Source organism: Frankia alni ACN14a (assembly GCF_000058485.1).
GTDB classification, from domain to species: domain Bacteria; phylum Actinomycetota; class Actinomycetes; order Frankiales; family Frankiaceae; genus Frankia; species Frankia alni.
In genome coordinates this window covers 4132130-4149855 of record NC_008278.1, presented here as the reverse complement: position 1 = coordinate 4149855, position 17726 = coordinate 4132130, and the positions used below count along the sequence as shown (strand labels likewise).

At 75.2% G+C, this 17726-nt stretch carries 11 protein-coding genes; 8 read left to right on the top strand and 3 right to left on the bottom strand.

The window, feature by feature from the left end; translation table 11 throughout:
- Positions 1-39 precede the first annotated feature (39 nt).
- The 7 genes from FRAAL_RS16905 (at position 40) to FRAAL_RS16875 (ending at position 10112) form a co-directional block, all read left to right on the top strand.
- Positions 40-990: an ABC transporter permease gene (locus FRAAL_RS16905; RefSeq protein ID WP_011605000.1), complete on the top strand. Its 951-nt coding sequence runs from the start codon at positions 40-42 to the stop codon at positions 988-990.
- A 14-nt stretch (positions 991-1004) separates the two neighbouring features.
- Positions 1005-2093, top strand: coding sequence for an ABC transporter permease (locus tag FRAAL_RS16900; RefSeq protein ID WP_011604999.1), 1089 nt, complete (start codon positions 1005-1007; stop codon positions 2091-2093).
- Positions 2090-3835 carry a dipeptide ABC transporter ATP-binding protein gene (locus FRAAL_RS16895; protein WP_011604998.1) on the top strand — a complete coding sequence of 582 codons (1746 nt, stop codon included), beginning with the start codon at positions 2090-2092 and terminating at the stop codon, positions 3833-3835. The genes FRAAL_RS16900 and FRAAL_RS16895 overlap by 4 nt, the downstream gene beginning before the upstream one ends.
- Positions 3832-5760, top strand: coding sequence for a rhodanese-like domain-containing protein (locus tag FRAAL_RS16890; RefSeq protein ID WP_011604997.1), 1929 nt, complete (start codon positions 3832-3834; stop codon positions 5758-5760). The genes FRAAL_RS16895 and FRAAL_RS16890 overlap by 4 nt, the downstream gene beginning before the upstream one ends.
- Complete coding sequence (locus tag FRAAL_RS16885; protein WP_157734137.1) at positions 5757-7193, top strand: FAD-binding oxidoreductase; 1437 nt, start codon at positions 5757-5759, stop codon at positions 7191-7193. Before FRAAL_RS16890 ends, FRAAL_RS16885 begins: the two co-directional genes overlap by 4 nt.
- Before the next feature lie 421 nt (positions 7194-7614).
- The gene (locus FRAAL_RS16880) at positions 7615-8976 is read left to right on the top strand and encodes an MFS transporter (RefSeq protein WP_173402693.1); all 1362 of its coding nucleotides are present in this window, start codon (positions 7615-7617) and stop codon (positions 8974-8976) included.
- Between the two features lie 362 nt (positions 8977-9338).
- Entirely contained in the window at positions 9339-10112 is a 774-nt protein-coding gene (locus FRAAL_RS16875) for a thioesterase II family protein (protein WP_041939401.1), read from the top strand.
- A 30-nt stretch (positions 10113-10142) separates the two neighbouring features.
- On the opposite strand, the gene FRAAL_RS16870 is transcribed toward FRAAL_RS16875, so the two are convergent.
- Together FRAAL_RS16870 and FRAAL_RS16865 are read right to left on the bottom strand one after the other, a co-directional pair.
- Positions 10143-12185, bottom strand: coding sequence for a tetratricopeptide repeat protein (locus FRAAL_RS16870; RefSeq protein WP_011604993.1), 2043 nt, complete (start codon positions 12183-12185; stop codon positions 10143-10145).
- A 57-nt stretch (positions 12186-12242) separates the two neighbouring features.
- Complete coding sequence (locus FRAAL_RS16865) at positions 12243-13787, bottom strand: acyl-CoA carboxylase subunit beta (RefSeq protein WP_011604992.1); 1545 nt, start codon at positions 13785-13787, stop codon at positions 12243-12245.
- Positions 13788-14319: 532 nt separating this feature from the next.
- Here FRAAL_RS16865 and FRAAL_RS16860 point away from each other — a divergent pair.
- The gene (locus FRAAL_RS16860; protein WP_231861711.1) at positions 14320-16719 is read left to right on the top strand and encodes an MMPL family transporter; all 2400 of its coding nucleotides are present in this window, start codon (positions 14320-14322) and stop codon (positions 16717-16719) included.
- Between the two features lie 575 nt (positions 16720-17294).
- Here FRAAL_RS16860 and FRAAL_RS16855 read toward each other — a convergent pair.
- Positions 17295-17630, bottom strand: a complete 336-nt coding sequence (locus tag FRAAL_RS16855; RefSeq protein WP_041939400.1) for a DUF362 domain-containing protein — start codon at positions 17628-17630, stop codon at positions 17295-17297.
- Positions 17631-17726 lie beyond the last annotated feature (96 nt).

The following is a 17726-nucleotide window of genomic DNA, read 5'->3' as shown; positions in this document are numbered from 1 at the left end:
CGTGGGACCGGAACCCGCCTCCGTAGGACCGGTACCCACATGCCCCGTTATCTCGCCGGTAGGGTCGCCCAGGCACTTGTCGTGCTCTGGGCGGCCTACACCGTCACCTTCATCATCCTGAACGTCCTGCCCAGCGACCCGATCACCCTGCAGCTCGAGGCGAGCGGCTCCGACGTCAGCCAGCTCACCGCGGCGCAGGTGCACGCCCTCAAGGCGCACTACGGCCTCGACGACCCGATCCTCGTGCAGTACTTCCACCACCTGTGGGGGGCGCTGCACCTGGACTTCGGGATGTCGCTGACGCAGAACGTCTCGGTGGGCAGGCTCATCACCGACCGGCTGCCCTCGACGCTCCTGCTCAGCGCCGTCGCGGTGGTGATCATGCTGGTGCTCGGCACCTCCGTCGCCTTCCTCGCCACCTACGTCCAGTGGCGCCCCGCGCGGATGCTGCTGGCCCGGCTGCCCGCCGTCGGCGTCTCGCTGCCGCAGTTCTTCGTCGGGCTGCTGCTCATCCAGATCTTCTCGTTCTCGCTGACCTGGCTGCCCGCGACCGGCACCCACGGCTGGCGTTCCCTGGTTCTGCCGTCGATCACCCTGGCCCTGCCGGGCGCCGCGATGCTCGCCCAACTGCTCACCCGCAGCCTCAGCGACACCTGGCGCGAGCCCTACATCGTCACCGCCCGCGCCAAGGGCCTGTCCCGCTGGACGATCCAGGTCCGCCACGCGCTGCGCAACGCCTCGCTGCCGGCGTTGACCCTGCTCGGCGTGGTCGTCGGGTACACCGTGGTCAACTCGGTCGTCGTCGAGGTGGTGTTCTCCCGCAACGGCATCGGCCAGCTCGCGCAGCAGGCGGTGCTCGGCCAGGACGTGCCCGTCGTCCAGGCCATCGTCCTGATCGCCGCGGCGCTGTTCGTCGTGGTCAGCCTGCTCGTCGACCTGCTCTACTCGCTGCTCGACCCGCGCGTCGCCCGCGCGGCTCGGGCGGCCTGAGGGGGACCGCACCGATGCCCGACAAGATCCTCTCTCCGAACACCGACCTCGTCGCGCCGCCGGAGCAGCGCGGCGCCGTCGCCCGCGCCGCCGGGTCGGCAACGACCGCACCACCGGTCCTCACCCCGGCCGGGATCGCCCAGCCCGGCCCCGCCACCGCGCCGGCCGGCATCGCGGTGCCGGCGGACGTCGCCGATCCGGTCGGCACCGCGGAGCCGGTCGGCACCGCGACCCTGACGTCGGGCGATGCCGGGGCGGACGGGCAGGGGCGGCGACGACGCCACGACCTGCTCGCGGCGGCCGGACCGCTGCTGCGCCGGCCGGGGTTCGTCCTCGCCGCGCTGTTCGTCGTCTTCGTGATCCTGTCGGGCCTGGCGCCGGGGCTGTTCACCTCCTACAAGCCGTCCGCGACGTCCCCGGTCGACAAGCTGAAGGGGCCGAGCCTGCACCACCTGTTCGGCACCGACGAACTCGGCCGGGACCTGTTCAGCCGGGTCCTGCACGGCTCCACCCTGACCATCAAGGCGACCGGCGGCGCGGTGCTCATCGCCATCGTCGCGGGCCTGGCCATCGGCGTCGTCGCCGGCTTCTTCGGCGGCTGGGTCGACAGCCTGCTCATGCGGATCGTCGACATCCTGCTGGCGATCCCGATGCTGCTGATGGCGCTGGTCATCGTCACCGCCCTCGGGTTCGGCCTGCTGCCGATCGCGATCGCCGTCGGAACCACCATCACCCCGACGTTCGCCCGCACCACCCGGGCCGAGGTGCTACGGGTGAAGGAACAGCCCTACGTGGAGGCGGCGCGCACCGGCGGCGCCTCCTGGGGCCGGGTGCTGGTGCGCCACATCCTGCCGAACTCCTGGGGCCCGGTGTCGGTGCTCGCGGTGCTCGACTTCGGCACGGCCGTGCTGGTCGTCTCCTCTCTGAGCTTCCTCGGGTTCGGCACGCCGCCGCCCGCCGCGGAATGGGGCACACTGATTTCCAACGGCCGCAACTTCCTCATCACCAGCCCCTGGCTGTCGTTGCTGCCCGGCCTGTTCGTCGGCCTGGTCGTGTTCAGCCTCAACCACATCGCCCGCACCCTCGAGGAGATGCAGCGATGAGCGCCGAGGCAACGCCGCTCGACGGCCCCGTCCCGCCCGGCGGCCCCGTCCCGCCCGCCGGCACCGGCCCCATCGTGGAGCTGGCCGGGCTGTCCGTCGGCTACCGGCAGCGCGGACGCACGACCCTGGCGGTCGAGGACGTCGACCTCACGATCGCCCCCGGCGAGACGGTGGCCGTCGTCGGCGAGTCCGGCTCCGGCAAGACGACCACGGCGAACGCGATCCTCGGGCTGCTGCCGTCGAGCGGGGTGATCACCGCCGGCCGCATCCGCATCGCCGGCACCGACGTCACCGGCGCCCCCGACCGGGTGCTGCGCACGTTTCGCGGCAACGTCGTCGGGCTCGTCCCGCAGGACCCGATGGTCGGGCTCAACCCGACGATGCGCATCGGCGGGCAGATCGCCGAGGTGGTGCGCCGCCGCGGCGTCGACAAGCGCCTCGTCCACGCGGAGGTGATCGAGGCGCTGGAGCGCGCCGGGGTGGACCAGCCGGCGGTGCGCGCCCGGCAGTACCCGGGCGCGCTGTCCGGCGGGCTGCGCCAGCGGGTGCTCATCGCGATCGCGATCGCCGGGCATCCCCGGCTCATCGTCGCCGACGAGCCGACCAGCGCGCTCGACGTCACCGTGCAGCGGCGCATCCTCGACCACCTCGGCGGCCTCGTCACCGAGACCGGCGCGTCGCTGCTGATCATCACGCATGATCTCGGGGTGGCCGCCGACCGGGCCGACCGGGTCGTGGTCATGCAACGCGGCCGGATCGTCGAGCAGGGCGAGCCCGAGGCGATCCTGCTGCGGCCCCGGGAGCCCTACACCCGCCACCTCATCGCCGCCGCCCCGGCGCTGTCGCACGCCGGCGGCGTCGTACCCCACTTCACCGGCGTCACCCCGGCACCCGAGGTGCTGCGCCTGGACGGGATCGGCAAGGACTTCCGGCTGCCGCGCACCGCCGGCGGCGAGCGGACGTTCCGGGCCCTCGACGACGTCACCCTGTCGGTGCGCGCCGGGCAGACCCTCGGGCTCGTCGGCGAGTCCGGCTCCGGCAAGACCACCGCGCTGCGCATCGCGATGGGCCTGGAGAAGCCGACCCAGGGCCGGGTCCACCTCGACGGCGTCGACATCACCGACGCCGGCTGGTCGCAGCTGCGCCCGCTGCGGCGGCGCTTCCAGCTCGTCCACCAGAACCCCTACTCGTCGCTGGACCCGCGGTTCACCGTCGCGCAGACCATCGCCGAGCCGCTGGTGTCGTTCCGGGTCGGCGACCGGGCCAGCCGCGCCGCCCGCGTCCGCGAGCTGCTCGACCAGGTGGCCCTGCCGGCCGCGTTCGCCGACCGCAAGCCGGCGGAACTCTCCGGCGGCCAGCGCCAGCGGGTCGCGATCGCCCGGGCGCTCGCCCTCGAACCCGAGCTGGTGTTCCTCGACGAGCCGGTGTCGGCGCTCGACGTGTCCGTGCAGGAGCAGATCCTCACCCTGCTGCTGCGGTTGCAGGCCGACCTCGGCGTCGGCTACCTGTTCATCTCCCACGACCTCGCGGTCGTCGCCCAGCTCGCCCACCACGTCGCGGTGCTGCGGGCCGGGCGGATCGTCGAGAGCGGCCCGGCCGAGAAGATCCTCACAGCCCCGGCCGAGGAGCACACCCGCGAACTGCTCGGCGCGGTCCCCGGCCAGCGGTTCGCCGCCGAGCTCGCCGCCGCCGCCCCGGCCGCGGCGTCCCACCAGACACGACAGAGGGGAACGGGGCGATGAGCCGCCGGTACGTTGTCATCGGAGCCGGCGCGGTCGGCGCGACCATCGCCGCGGAGCTGAACCTCGCCGGCATCGACGTCGTCGTCGTCGCGCGGGGCGCCAACCTCGCCGCGCTGCGTGCCGGCGGGCTGCGCTACATCCGCCCCCCGGCCACCGAGGGCGGCCCGGCCGACGAACGGCGGGTGGACCTGGCGGTCGCCGGCGGGCCGGACGAGGTGGAGCTGCGCTCCGGCGACGTCCTCGTGCTCGCCACCAAGTCGCAGGACTCCGAGGCCCTGCTCGCCGCCTGGGCCTGGCAGCCGGTCGACGGCGGGCGCAGCACGGCCGCCGAGTCGCTGCCCGTCGTGCTGCTGCAGAACGGCATCGAGAACGCCCGCACCGCGCTGCGCCGCTTCGCCGTCGTCATCGACGCGATGGTGCTCAGCCCGTCGTCGCACCTGCGCCCGGGCGAGGTGATCTCCCCGGCGGCGCCGCTGGTCGCCGGGTTCCTGCTGGGCCGCGCGCCCGGCGGCGGTGTCGGCGACCCGGTCGTCGAGGCGATCGCCGCCGACCTGCGCCGCGGGGCGAGCGCCGTGCGGATCGTCGACGACATCGGCCGCTGGAAGGCCGGCAAGCTGCTGGGCAACCTCGCCTACAACCTCGACGCGCTCTACCCGCCGAGCCCCCGGCGCGACGCCGCCTCCGCCGAGCTCGTCGCCGAGGCCCGCCGGGCGTTCGACGCCGCCGGCATCGACATCGCCGACCTGCGCCAGGACGGCGGGTTCGACCACACCCAGCTCGCCATCCACGACATCCCCGGCTTCCCGCGCCAGGGCAGCTCCACCTGGCAGAGCCTGGCCCGCGGCGGCTCGGTCGAGTCGGACTTCCTCAACGGGGAGATCGTCCTGCTGGCCCGGCTGCACGGCCTGACCGCCCCGGTGAACGCGGGCGTGCAGCGGCGCATCGCCGTCGCCGCCCGTCTCGGTACCCCGCCGGGCGGCCTCGGCGACGCCGACCTCGCCGAGTTGCTCGCCTCGGGCCGGGGAACGCGCGGCTCCGCGGCGGCCCGCCAGCCCGGCGGTCGGCAGCCCGGCGGCGAGGTGCTCGTCGATGCCAAGGCGCTGCACGACGAGCTGGGCTCGGCGCTGGCGCCGCTGCTGCTCGACGTCCGCTGGGCGCTCGGCGACCCGCACGGCCACGACCACTACCGCGAGGGTCACCTGCCGGGTGCCGTCTACGTCGACCTCGACACCGAGCTCGCCGCCGCCCCCGGCGGCACCGCCGGACGCCACCCGCTGCCCGCGCTCGCCGACCTGCAGCGGGCCGCCCGCTCCTGGGGGCTGACCGCCGGGCGCCCGGTCGTCGTCTACGACGACAACGGCGGGCTGTCCGCCGCCCGGGCGTGGTGGCTGCTGCGCTGGGCCGGCGTCGCCGACGTGCGCATCCTCGACGGGGCGCTCGGCGCCTGGCGCGACGCCGGCCTGCCGATCGAGACCGGCGAGATCATCCCGTTGCCCGGGGACATCGTGCTCGAAGCCGGGCACCTGCCCGTCCTCGACGCCGACACCGCTGCCGCGGTGGCCCGCGAGGGGATCCTGCTCGACGCCCGCGCGCCCGAGCGCTACCGCGGCGAGGTGGAGCCGGTCGACCCGCGGGCCGGCCACATCCCGGGGGCGGTCAGCGCGTCGACGGGGGACAACCTCGACGCCGCCGGCCGGTTCCTGCCCGCCGCGGAGCTGCGCGCCCGCTTCCTCGCCCTCGGCGCCTCGGCCGGCGGCGGCGGCGACGCCCAGGCGCCGATCGGGGTGTACTGCGGGTCGGGGGTCACGGCCTCGCATGAGATCGCCGCCCTCGCCGTCGCCGGGTTCGACGCGGCACTGTTCCCGGGTTCCTGGTCGGCGTGGTCGTCCGACCCCGCCCGGCCGGTCGCCACCGGTCCGCGGTGACCGCCACCCCGCCCCGCCCGTCCGCGGCCGGGATCGCGCCGCGGGCCCGCGCCGCCGGGCCGGTGGACGCGGACGTGATCCGCGCGGACGCCTTCGCCGTCGCGCTGCCCGTCGGCCGGTGGAGCACGGACCCGGCGGTCGTCGACGCGCACCGCCTCGACCGCTCGGGCTGGATCCCCGACGGCCGCCCGCTCGGGGTGGCGTTCGCCCGCGAGGTCGCCGACGTGCAGGCGGTGCTGCGGGTCGCCGTCGCCCGCGGGGTGCCGGTGACGGTGCGCGGCGCCGGCACGGGCCTCGCCGGGGGCGCCGCGGCCGTGCCGGGTGGCGTCGTGCTGGACCTGGCCGGGATGAACCGCATCCGCGAGCTGTCCGTCGACGACGCCGTCGCCGTCGTCGAACCGGGCGTGGTCACCGCCGATCTCGACGCCGCCGCCCGCGAGGCCGGCCTGTGCTACGCGCCGGACCCGGCGAGCGCGGCGATCTCCACGATCGGCGGGAACATCGCCACCAACGCCGGCGGGCTGCGCTGCGCCAAGTACGGCGTGACCCGCGAGTCGGTGCTGGGCCTCGACGTCGTCCTCGCCGACGGCGAGCTGATCAGCACCGGGCGGCGCACCGTCAAGGGCGTCGCCGGCTACGACCTGACCGGCCTGTTCGTCGGCTCCGAGGGCACCCTCGGCGTCGTCGTCGGCGCGACCGTGCGGCTGCGCCCGCTGCCGCGGGCCACCGTCACCCTCGCCGCGTTCTTCGACACCGTCGCCGCCGCCGTCGACGCGGTCACCGCGCTGGGTGCCGCCGGGATCGTCCCCGCCGTCGCCGAGCTGCTCGACGCCCGCACCGTGCGGGCCGTCGACGCCGCCACCGGCAGCGACCTGGCGACCCACGGGGAGGTGTTCCTGCTCGTCCAGACCGACGGGTCCGGCGCCGCCGAGGAGGCCGACGCCGCCGAGGCGGTCCTCGCTACCCGGGCCAGGCTGGTGCGCCGCTCCGCCGACGCGGCGACCGCCGAGACGCTGCTCGCCGCCCGCCGCGCCGCCCTGCCCGCCCTGGAACGGCTCGGGCGGGTGCTCATCGAGGACATCGCCGTGCCGCGCGGGCGGCTGGCGCAGGCCGCCGCCCGCGTCACCGAGATCGGCGCCGCCACCGGGGTGGAGATCTTCACCCTGGCGCACGCCGCCGACGGCAACCTGCACCCGATCATCGTCGTCGACCCGGCCGAGCCGGAGATCCCGCCCCGGGCGTGGGCGGCCGCCGAGCAGATCTTCGCCCTCGCGCTGGAGCTCGGCGGCACGGTCACCGGCGAACACGGCGTCGGGGTGCTCAAACGGCGCTGGCTGGCCAGCGAACTCGGCAGCCGCAGCCACGACCTGCAACGCCAGGTGCGCCGGGTCTTCGACCCCACCGGCATCCTCAACCCCGGCCGCGCCCTGTAGGCCGCGTATCCGACTGTGTGCCGACGGCTCGTCTGCGCCGCGTGATCCGGACCTGTCGAAACGTGGACGCGGGGACACAGCGTGATGATGGACGTCAGGGTCGTCGCGGACGGCGGGCTCGCTCGTCCGGCGGCGCGGCGCGGTTCCGCGGAACACCAAGATCATTAGCGTTGGGTTCGAGTTGAAGTATTTTCGTATCCCCCCGATCACGCACAGTGTGGAGACTGGCTGGCGATAGTCCCACCAGCCCCCGCTGCGAAGCCGCTCAAAGCAAGGGCAGGGCCTGATTGCGGTGCGTGCTGCACGGTCTGGCCCCGCGAACCGCGCGCACAAGGCACCGCAATGCGCGTACCGGCGCGCCCCGGCGCCAAGGCCGCCCGCACCGGGGAATCGGGCGCGCCGCGCGCCACAGTTCGCGACGATGGTGGGGCGCGGTGGTGCTGGAGCTGCGACGGCGAGCGAGGAGTGGATCATCGACGGCGTCTTCCGGTCGCTGCGGGTGTACAACTTCCGGCTCTTCGCCGCCGGGCAGGTGCTGTCCGTCACCGGCACCTGGATGATGTTCACCGCTCAGGACTGGCTGGTGCTGTCGTTGAGCGACCATCCGGGGACGGCGCTCGGCCTCGTGACGGCGCTGCAGTTCACCCCGATGCTGCTGCTCACCCTCTACGGCGGCCGGCTCGCCGACCGGCACGACAAACGCCTGCTGCTCACCGGCGCGAACCTGGTCGCCGGCCTGCTCGCCCTGGCGCTGTCGCTGCTCGTGTTCACCGGCTCGGCGCGGCTGTGGCACATCTGCGCGTTCGCGCTGGCGATCGGCCTGGTCAACGCCATCGAGACGCCGACCCGGATGGCGTTCGTCAGCGAACTGGTCGGCCCCGAGCTGTTGCCCAACGCCTCCGCTCTCAGCGCCGGCTACTTCAACATCGCCCGGGTCGTCGGCCCGGCCGCCGCGGGCCCGCTCATCGCCGGTTTCGGCTCCGGCCCGGCGATGGCGATCAACGCCGGAAGCTACCTGGCGACCGTCGCCGGCCTGCGCCTGATGCGCCCGGCGGAGATCCACCGCCACGCTCGCCCCGCGGTCGCCCCCCGCATCGTCGACGGGCTGCGCTACGTGCTCGGCCGCGCCGACCTGGTCGTCGTGCTGGGCCTGGTGGCCACCGTCGGGTTGGTCGGGATGAACTTCCAGCTCACCGTGCCGCTGCTGGCGCGCACCGTCTTCCACGCCGACGCCGCCGCCTTCGGCCTGCTCACCACCGGGCTGGCCGCCGGTTCGCTGCTCGCCGCGCTGCTCACAACCGGCCGCCGCAGCCGTCCGTCGGCCATGATGGTGATCGTCTCGGCGTTCGCGTTCGGCCTGCTGGAGGCGGCGACGGGCGCCTCGCCGACCTACCCGGCGGCGATCGGCCTGCTGGCGTTGACCGGCTTCGCGAGCCTCTACTTCGCCCAGGCGGCCAACCACCGCATCCAGCTCGGCAGCGACCCGAGCTACCGGGGCCGGGTGATGGCCCTCTACAGCCTCATCCTGCAGGGGACGACGCCGCTGGGCAGCCTGGGAGTCGGCTGGCTCGCCGAGCACCACAGCGCCCGCGCCGGCTTCTACGTCGGCGGCCTCGCCTCCGCCGCTGCCGCGGTCGCCGCCTGGGCGGCCAACCGCGGATGGGCCTCCGCGTCCGCCGCGTCGCCCCTGGCTGCGTCGCCTCCCGCTGTGCCGCCTTCCGCAGCGTCGCCGCGGGAGGCGGCCGAGCAGCCTCCGGTCCAACCGGCCGTCGGCGGTTCCTGACCGCGCCGGTCAGTCGCCTGGCCGGGACCTGGGGGCGACGGCGCTGATCTCAGCCGATCGGCGAGCCTCGGTGCCGCCGTCGCCCGCCACCGCCAGGAGCGTTCGATCGAGGACGTGCGGGAAGAATGTCGCAGGCGAGGGAAAGACCCCGCGCGACGATCTCGTCGCCGGCGCCGTCGCGGCGTTCACAGTGGCGCCGAATCGCCGATGTCGACAATCCCACGGACGGTGTGCTCAAACACTCAGCCCGCCCCGCCGGCGGGCGCACGCAGTATACGGTGAAAACATGGCAGCTCCCTTGGTCGGGGTGAAACAATCGCGTCGCAGATCTGTCATGCGGCACCGGGGAATGGCATGCGGTGATGACCGTGTCGGCTGAGGTCGACCGGTGGCTGCGGCGGTTTCATCCGGGTCCGCCCGACGCCCCGCGGCTGGTGTGTTTCCCGCACGCGGGCGGGGCGGCAAGCACCTATCTGGCGATCTCGAAGGCGTTGTCGTCGGTCGCCGAGGTCCAGGCGGTGCAGTATCCGGGACGGCAGGACCGGCGGACGGAGCCGGCGCACACGGCCATCGCGCCGCTCGCCGACCGGATCGCCGAGGTCCTCACCCCGCTCACCGACCGGCCCCTGGCCTTCTTCGGGCACAGCATGGGGGCGATCGTCGGCTTCGAGGTCATCCGCCGGCTGGCGGCGGCGGGCGGGCCGGCACCGTTCGTGCTGTTCGCCTCCGGGCGCCGCGCCCCGTCGACCACACGGTTCGAGGACGTCCACCGCCGCGACGACGCGGGTTTTCTCCGGGAGATGCGTGAGCTCGGCGGGACCGATCCGCGGGTTCTCGCCGATCCGGAACTCGTCGAGATGGTGCTGCCGCCGACCCGGGCCGACTATCAGGCGATCGAGACGTATTCCGCGCCGGACGACGCGGTGATCAGCACGGCCGTCGTCGCGATGGTGGGGGATTCCGATCCGAGGGTGACGCAGGCCGAGGCCGAGCTCTGGCGCCGGCACACCACCGGGCCGTTCGAGGTGAAGGTGTTCCCCGGGGGCCACTTCTACCTGTCCGACCAGCAGGGCGCCGTGGTGGAGGCGGTGACGGCGGGCCTCGCCGCCGCGCGCGGCGCCCAGCCGACGCCCTGAGGCCACCCGAGCCGCTCACCCCGGGGGCGCTCACCACCAGGGCGGCGACACCTGGCCGTCGGGCTCCAGGCCGTAGCGCAGCAGCGGGCCCGCGTCGGCGCCCAGCGCGTCGGTGAGCAGGCGCAGGGCGCCGGTGTCCCCGGCGTCGACGGCCCGCAGGTAGGCCCGCCGCATCCCGGGTGGGTCGCCGGCCTGCCTGCGCACGCGGGCCAGGTCGTGCAGCGCGGTGGGGTCGCCCGCGTCGGCGACCTGCTCGTAGGCCCACGCGGCCCGGTCGAGGTCGCGGACCTGCTCCCGCGCACGGCCCAGCCGGCGCAGCAGGTCGGTGTCGCCGGTGGACGCGAGCTGCCGGTAGGCCCAGGCGGCACCGTCCGGGTCCCCGGCCCGCTCCCGTGCCCAGGCGACGTCGCGCAGCAGGGCGGCGTCGCCGGCGTCCGCCAGCCGCCGGTACACCCGGGCCGCCGCCTGCGGGTCGCCGGCCCGTTCGTACATCCGAGCGACCCCGCCCCACGCACCGGTGTCGCCGGCGTCGGCGGCCCGCCGGTAGACCCGGACCGCGCCGGCGTGGTCCCCCGCCCGTTCCCGGGTCAGGGCCAGCTCCCGCAGCGCGGTGGTGTCGCCGGCGTCGGCGGCGTGGCGCGCGAGCCGCTCGGCCTGCCTGCGGTCCCCGGCCCGCTCGCGGGCCCGGGCCAGCTCGCGGAGCATGCCGTGGTCCCCGGCGTCGGCGAGCCGGCGAGCGAGACGGGCTGCGCCGTCATGATCACCCTCCTGTTCGCGTGCGCGGGACTCGCGCCACAGCGCCGCGTCGGCGGCGTCGGTGGTGGCGGCCTCGGTGGTGTCGGTGGTGTCGGTGGTGGTGGCGGCGGTCGTGGCCTGCCGGTGGGCCAGGGCGGCTTCCGCCGCGTCGCCGGCGCGGTGGCGTGCCTGGCCCAGCTCCGCCAGCATCGTGCGGTGACCAGCGTCGACGGCAAGGCGGTAGAGCCTCAGGGATGCCTGCACGTCGTCGGCCCGTTCGAGCCGGCGGGCCACATCCCGCAGTACGAAGACCGCGCCCGCCGCGAGAGCCTGACGGGCGATGCGTTCGGCGCCCTGGTGGTCGCCGGCCCGGATTCGGCCCCGGGCCAGGTCACGCCACAGCCGGAGGCTGCGGGCCTCGCCGGCGAACCGCTCCGCGTCCTGCCTGTCGCCGGCCTGTTCCCGCAGCCGTGCCAGCGCCGCCCACACGCCCCGGTGGCCGGCGTCGCCGGCCTGGCGGGCGAGCTGTTCGGCACCGTGGTGGTCGCCGGTCCGCTCCCGTAGCAGTGCCAGCCACCCCACCTGGTCGGTGTCGCCGGCGTCGATGGCCTGCTGGTAGGCGCGGGCGGCCCCGGCATCGTCCCCGGCGGCCGCCAACGCGCGGGCGAGCCCCGCCAGCGCCGAGCGGTCGCCGACGTCGACGGCGCGCTGGTAGGCCCGGGCGGCGCCGTGGTGGTCCCCGATCCGCTCCCGCAAACCACCCAGCTCCCGCAGAGCGGCCGTGCCGCCCGGTGCGCCGGCGTCGGCGACCCGCTGGTAGAGCGCGACGGCGATCCGGATCCGCCCCCGGTCCCGGGCGGCGCCGGCGAGCCCGAGCAGGTCGTCGAGGGAACGGGCATGGCGGGCCGCGGCGTCCCAGAAGGGCTGCGCCGGGACGACACAGCGGCGTCTTCGGCCGGCGTGCTCGACCAGGATGGCCGCCGGGTGGTAGCCGATCACCGGGAGCCCGGCGCCCGCCCGCTCCTCGACCAGCGCCCTCGAACCGCCCGGGATGCGCGTGCGGGCCCCGTGGCACAGCTCGTGCAGCACGGGGAGGAGCCACCGTGGGTCCTCGCCGGGCAGCCGGCTGGGCGGCATCCCGGCGGTGGCGTCGGCGAGCAGTGCGGCGGGGATGGCGCTCGCGTGGCCGAGCCGGCGGGCATCCAGCGCCACCGTGACCACGGCCCGTTCCAGCGGGGTGAACATCCCGTCGCCGGGATCGTCGAAGGCGGCGAGCAGCGCCTCGTCGCCCGCAGGCCGCCGCCCGCTCCTTCCACGCTCGCGACCGCGTCTGGCCATGCCCGATCATTACGCGGGCACGGACGCGGTGGGGCGCCTTTCCCGGTGCGGGCGTCCTCAGAGCGGGATGTTGCCGTGCGCGCCGCGCCGCGCCGGCGCGGCCGCGAGCGCCCGGGCGATGCGGGGGCGGGTGTCGACCGGGTCGATGACGTCGTCGATGACACCCAGCGCCACCCCCCGCTCGACGCCGCCGGCGGTGCGGGTGTGCTCCTCGACGAGGCCGGCGAGCACGCCGGGCCGCTCGTCGTCGGAGGCGGCGGCCAGCGCGCGCCGGTGCAGGATGCCGACGGCGGCCTCGGCGCCCATCACGGCGACCTCGGCCTCGGGCCAGGCGAGCACGGCCGTGGCCCCGAGCGAGCGGGAGTTCATCGCGATGTAGGCGCCGCCGAACGACTTGCGGGTGATGAGCGTGACCCGGGGCACGGTCGCCTCGGCGAAGGCGTAGAGCAGCTTCGCGCCGCGGCGGACCACCCCGTCCCATTCCTGGCCGACGCCGGGCAGGTAGCCGGGGACGTCGACGAGAACGACGAGCGGGACGCCGAAGGAGTCGCACATCCGCACGAAACGGGCGGCCTTCTCGGCGCTCAGGGAGTCCAGGCAGCCGCCCTTGCGCAGCGGGTTGTTCGCGATCACGCCGACGCTGTGGCCGTAGAGCCGGCCGAGGCCGACGACGACGTTCGGTGCCCAGCGCGGCTGGAGCTCCTCGAAGCCCCCCGGGCCGTCGTCGCCGTCGAGCAGCCGGTACACCAGCGGGTGCACGTCGTAGGCCCGCCGCGCCCGCTGCGGCAGCAGCGACCGCGGGTCGCGCGGGTCCGGCGCGACCAGCTCCGGCCCGGCGTCGGCGGCCGTCTGCGCGGCGGTGACGGCGCCGGCGGCCGCCTTGTCGGCGGTGATGGCGTCGGCGGCCGCCTCCTCGGCGGTGATGGTGTCCAGGTCGACGTGCCCCGGCGCGGCGAGCAGCGTGGTGATCCGCCGGGCCCGCTCGTAGGCGTCGCTTTCGGAGCGGGCGACGACGTGGACGACGCCGGAGCGCCGGCCGTGGGCGTCGGCACCGCCGAGACCGGCCATGTCGATCTGCTCCCCGGTGACGCTGCGCACCACGTCCGGGCCGGTGACGAAGACCCGCCCGTCGGGCGCCATGATGACGACGTCGGTCAGCGCCGGCCCGTAGGCGGCGCCGCCGGCCGCGGGCCCCAGCACCACGGAGATCTGCGGCACCCGCCCGGAGGCGTGGATCATGGCGGCGAAGATCTGGCCGATGCCGTCGAGCGCCTCGACGCCCTCGGCCAGGCTCGCCCCGCCGGAGTGCCACAGCCCGACGACCGGCACGCCGTCGCGGACGGCCTCCTCGATGGCGGCGACGATCTGGCCGGCGCCGATCGCGCCGAGCGCCCCGCCCATGCGGGTCCCGTCCGTGCAGAAGGCCACCGCGGCCACGCCGTCGATGCGGCCCCGCCCGGCCAGCACGCGGCCACCGGTGGACCCGGCGGTGGCGACGAACGAGCCCGCGTCGAACAGCTGGGACAGCCGGCGACCGGGATCGCGCACATCCTGGCCGGGGATGACGACCGCGGTCTGGCCGATCCTGGTCGGCTGGGTCATGGCTTCCTCTCCCGCGCGACAGGTGGGCGGCGATCGGCATCGCCGATGCGATCCCCGGGCGCCACCCGTGCCGCGCCACGGGTCGGTCGGTCACCGGCGGGCCGTCCGCCCCCGGCGTTTCTGCCAGTGTCGACCAGCCGCCTTGCATCCCCCTAAAGAACCAATAGAGCTCGCTTCCGCCCGCCGGGGAACGGAATAGGCCGCACATTCCTTGCTGGTCGTCGACGCGGTCACGTCGACGCCTGTCTGCCGGTGTCGTTTCGCGGGGGTCGATCCGCCGGGGTCGTTTCGCCGAGGTCGGTGCGCCGGTGTCGTTTCGTCGACGTCGTTTCGTCGACGTGGAACGCCGACCCTCGAAGTTCCGGTCACCGTCCGGCACCCCCGTGCCATCTCGGCCGCACAGCACCGGGCACTCGTTGACGGTGATCGTCGTGATGCGCTCATATTGTCCCCGCGGTAGCGGCAATACGGACAAACAGGGCGAGGCGTCGCGGGCTGCGGCCCGGGCGTCGAGGAGTGAGCTGTGAGGCTGATGACCGGGTGGTGCCTGCGATACCGGTGGATCGTGGTGGGCACATGGCTGGTCGTTCTGGTCGCCGGCAACGTCCTGGCGGCCCACGAGGGCACCCGCTACCGCCAGGTGTTCGGCGTTGCCGGCACCGACTCCCAGCTCGCGACCGACGCCCTGACGAACGTCGTGCCCGGCGGCCTGCCCGACGCCGAGATGATCGTCGTGCGGGCCCGCGAGGGCGACATCAACGCCCCGGCCGTCCGCCAGCGGATCGCGGCGATGACCACGCGGGTCGCCCGGCTGCCCGGCGTGGCCACCGCGATCGATCCGTACGGCCCGGCCGGTGCCCTGCTGCTCGGCGTCGAACCGGTGGCGCGCGACGGGCGTGCGGCGATCGTCAGCGTCGTGATGAAGGGCGCCGCGACCACCCCGGACCTCGGCGCGGTGCGGCGCCTGATCACGACCGCCCGCGCCTACGACGGGCCGGACATGCAGGTGGAGATGGCGGGCCCCGGCACGACGATGATCGTCCAGGGGGACATTTCCGTCACCCCGATCGCCCTGGCCGTCGCGGCGGCCGCGATCATCCTCTGCCTGGTGGTGCGCGCGCCGGGCGGGGTCGCCGTCTGTGCCCTGGTCGCCGCCGCGACCGCGGCGGGGGTGCAGGCGGGCGTGACCCTGCTCTCCCACCGGGTCGACGTCAGCCCGCTGGCACCGCCGTTCGCCGTGATGATCGCCGTCGGGGTGAGCCTCGGCGCGGCGGTCGTGGTCGTCCACCGCTGCCAGGCCGAGATGCGCGCCGGGCGCCAGCCCCTCGACGCGGTCGCCGCGAGCCTGGTCCAGTCCGGGCGCCCACTCACCCGCGGCGGCCTCGGCCTCGCCGTCGTCATGCTCGGCACCAGCGCGCTGCGCGGGAGCGTCCTCGCCGGCCTCGCCCCCGCCGCGTTCGTCGCGGCTGCGGTCGCCAGCCTCGCCATCGCCACCCTGCTGCCCGCCTCACTCGCCGTCGCGGGCCGGGCCCTGTTGGTGTGGACGGAACGCACCCACCTGCGCGCCACCGGCCGTGGCCTGCCGGTCCGGCCGGGTCTGCGCTCGGCGTGGGCGGGCCTCGTCGGCCGTTTCCCGGGGGTGCTCGCCGCCGCGGCGGTCCTGCTGCTGGCCGCGCTGGCGCTGCCGATCACGGGGCTGCGCCTCGGGGGCGGTGACGGGGGCGTCGACCCGACGTCGGAGACCACCCGGCGGGCCTACGACATCATCAGCGCCGACTACGTCGCGGGCCTGAACGGTCCCGTGCTCGTCGCCATCTCGAACCTGCCTGCCGCGGGCCTGCCCGCCGCTGCCCACCCGCCCGCCGCGAGCCTGCCTGCCGCCAACCCGACCGTCCTGGCGACCCTGGTCGACCGCCTCGGCACCACCCCGGGGGTGGTCCGGGCCTTCCCGGTGCTGCAGAACCCCGCCACCCGCACGGCGCTCATCGAGGTGCTGACCCAGGCGCAGCCCCGGTCGGCGCAGGCCAGCGACCTCGTGCGCCGGCTGCGCACCCGCACGGTGCCCGCCGCCGTCGCCGGCACGGCCGTGCGGGTGCACATCGGCGGCCAGACCGCCCTGTTCGACGACATGGCGACGCGCTTCACCCGGGTCCTGCCGGCGTTCGCGGCCCTCGAACTCGTCGTCCTCGGGGTGTGTGTGCTCGCCAACGTGCGCTGCGTCGGCCCCACCGTGGCGATCGTCGCGGCCAGCGCACTGACGACGGCGGCGGCGCTCGGCGCGATCACCTTCGTCTTCTGCGACGGTCACCTCGCCGGGCTGCTCGGGGTGCGCGCCGGGCCGATCGAACCGTTCGTCCTGGGCCTCATCCTGATCCTGTCCTTCGCCCTGGCCATCGGCATGCACCTGACCCTGCTGCGCCGGCTGTGGGACCCCCAGGGGCGGCCGCCGGACGGCGAGGACCCGGCGACGGCGATCCGGTCCGGCCACGCGGACGTCGGCCCGGTGGTCGTCGCGGCCAGCCTGATCGTGATCGCCGTGTTCGCCGGGCTGGCCTGCCAGCAGGTGCGCACGATGAAGCTGCTCGGCCTCGGACTGGCCGTCGGCGTCGCGCTCGACGCGCTGGTGCTGCGCGTCCTGCTGCTGCCGGCGCTGGTGCACCTCACCCGGGACGCCGCCGGCCGCCGGCCGGCGACCCAGGCCGCCTCCGCCGAGAACACCGAGAACACCGAGAACACGGTGCCGACCCGGCTCACCACCCGGAGTCGGGCGCCGCGTGCCGCCGCCGTCGGCGCGATGGCCGGTCGCGAGGTCGAGGCGGCGGTGCGCCTGCCCGGTGGCCGGGGCGTCGCCGGGCAGGCGGCCGGGCCCACCGTCACCGCGCCGTGGAACTGGTTCGAACCACCCCGGCGGGGCAGTCCCCACCCGGACTGACTGCCCGTTCGACTGACGGCCGTTCGGGTGGACGGGCCCGCCGGCCGGTGTCGACTGTCGGGCGCTGCGTCCGTCGGGGCCTGCGGGCGGCGTGATCGTCAGGCCAGCAGCGCGCGCCTGGCCCTGAAGTGGCCGGCAATCCGGCTGGTGGGCCGGCAGTGGTGGTCACGCGGCGCGGGCCGGGCTGACGGGTACCCGAGGTCATGAGTCTGGCGACGGCGGCCGGGCGGGGATGCCCGCGGCCTCAACGCCCGAAGAACCCGGCACTCGAAAGCCGGAGAGAATCCAGGAGAGCCTTGGGCGGAACAAGGTCCACCTCGGAGATCGGCCGCCCGGGAACCATCTGCCCTGTCCTGCGGACGGCAGTGATGGCGGTTCTGAAAATGCGGAGCTCTCGGTGGATGTTCCGCGCCGATCTGACGCCGTCGGCTGATGGCGGCAGGCCGATCCGACGGTCAGGGCCGGTGATCGGGTCGGCCCCCGGACAGCTCGGCGGATACGGCCCGGCCAGACGGTGGTGGAGCCGGCCAGACGGGCGGCCCGGCCGGGGGGAGGGCCGGGCCGCCCGCGGGTCGCTACTTCACGTAGGAGGCGATGAAGGGGGTGTCGGCCTTGATCTTGCCGACGCGGGCGGCGCCGCCGGGCTCGCCGAGCGGCTCGTCGCGGCCCGGGAGGATGTCGGTGAAGAACGCCGCCTCGCTGTCGATGAACTCCTTGTCCTTCGCCTTCACCCGGTCGTCGCTGAGGGCGGCGCCGACGGGGCAGGAGACTGCGCAGGCGCCGCACTCGGTGCACTCGTCGGGGTTGATGTACATCTTGCGGTCGCCCTCGTAGATGCAGTCGGCCGGGCAGCCCTCCAGGCAGGAGCCGTCCTTGACATCAATGCACGCCGCGGTGATGACGTATGGCATGGGAGCCCTCATTTCCGGATCGACGTTGCGGACCGCTGCTCGGCGGTCGGCAATCGCGTGGCTGGCCTACGACTTTCGTTCCGGCTGGTAGGCCGG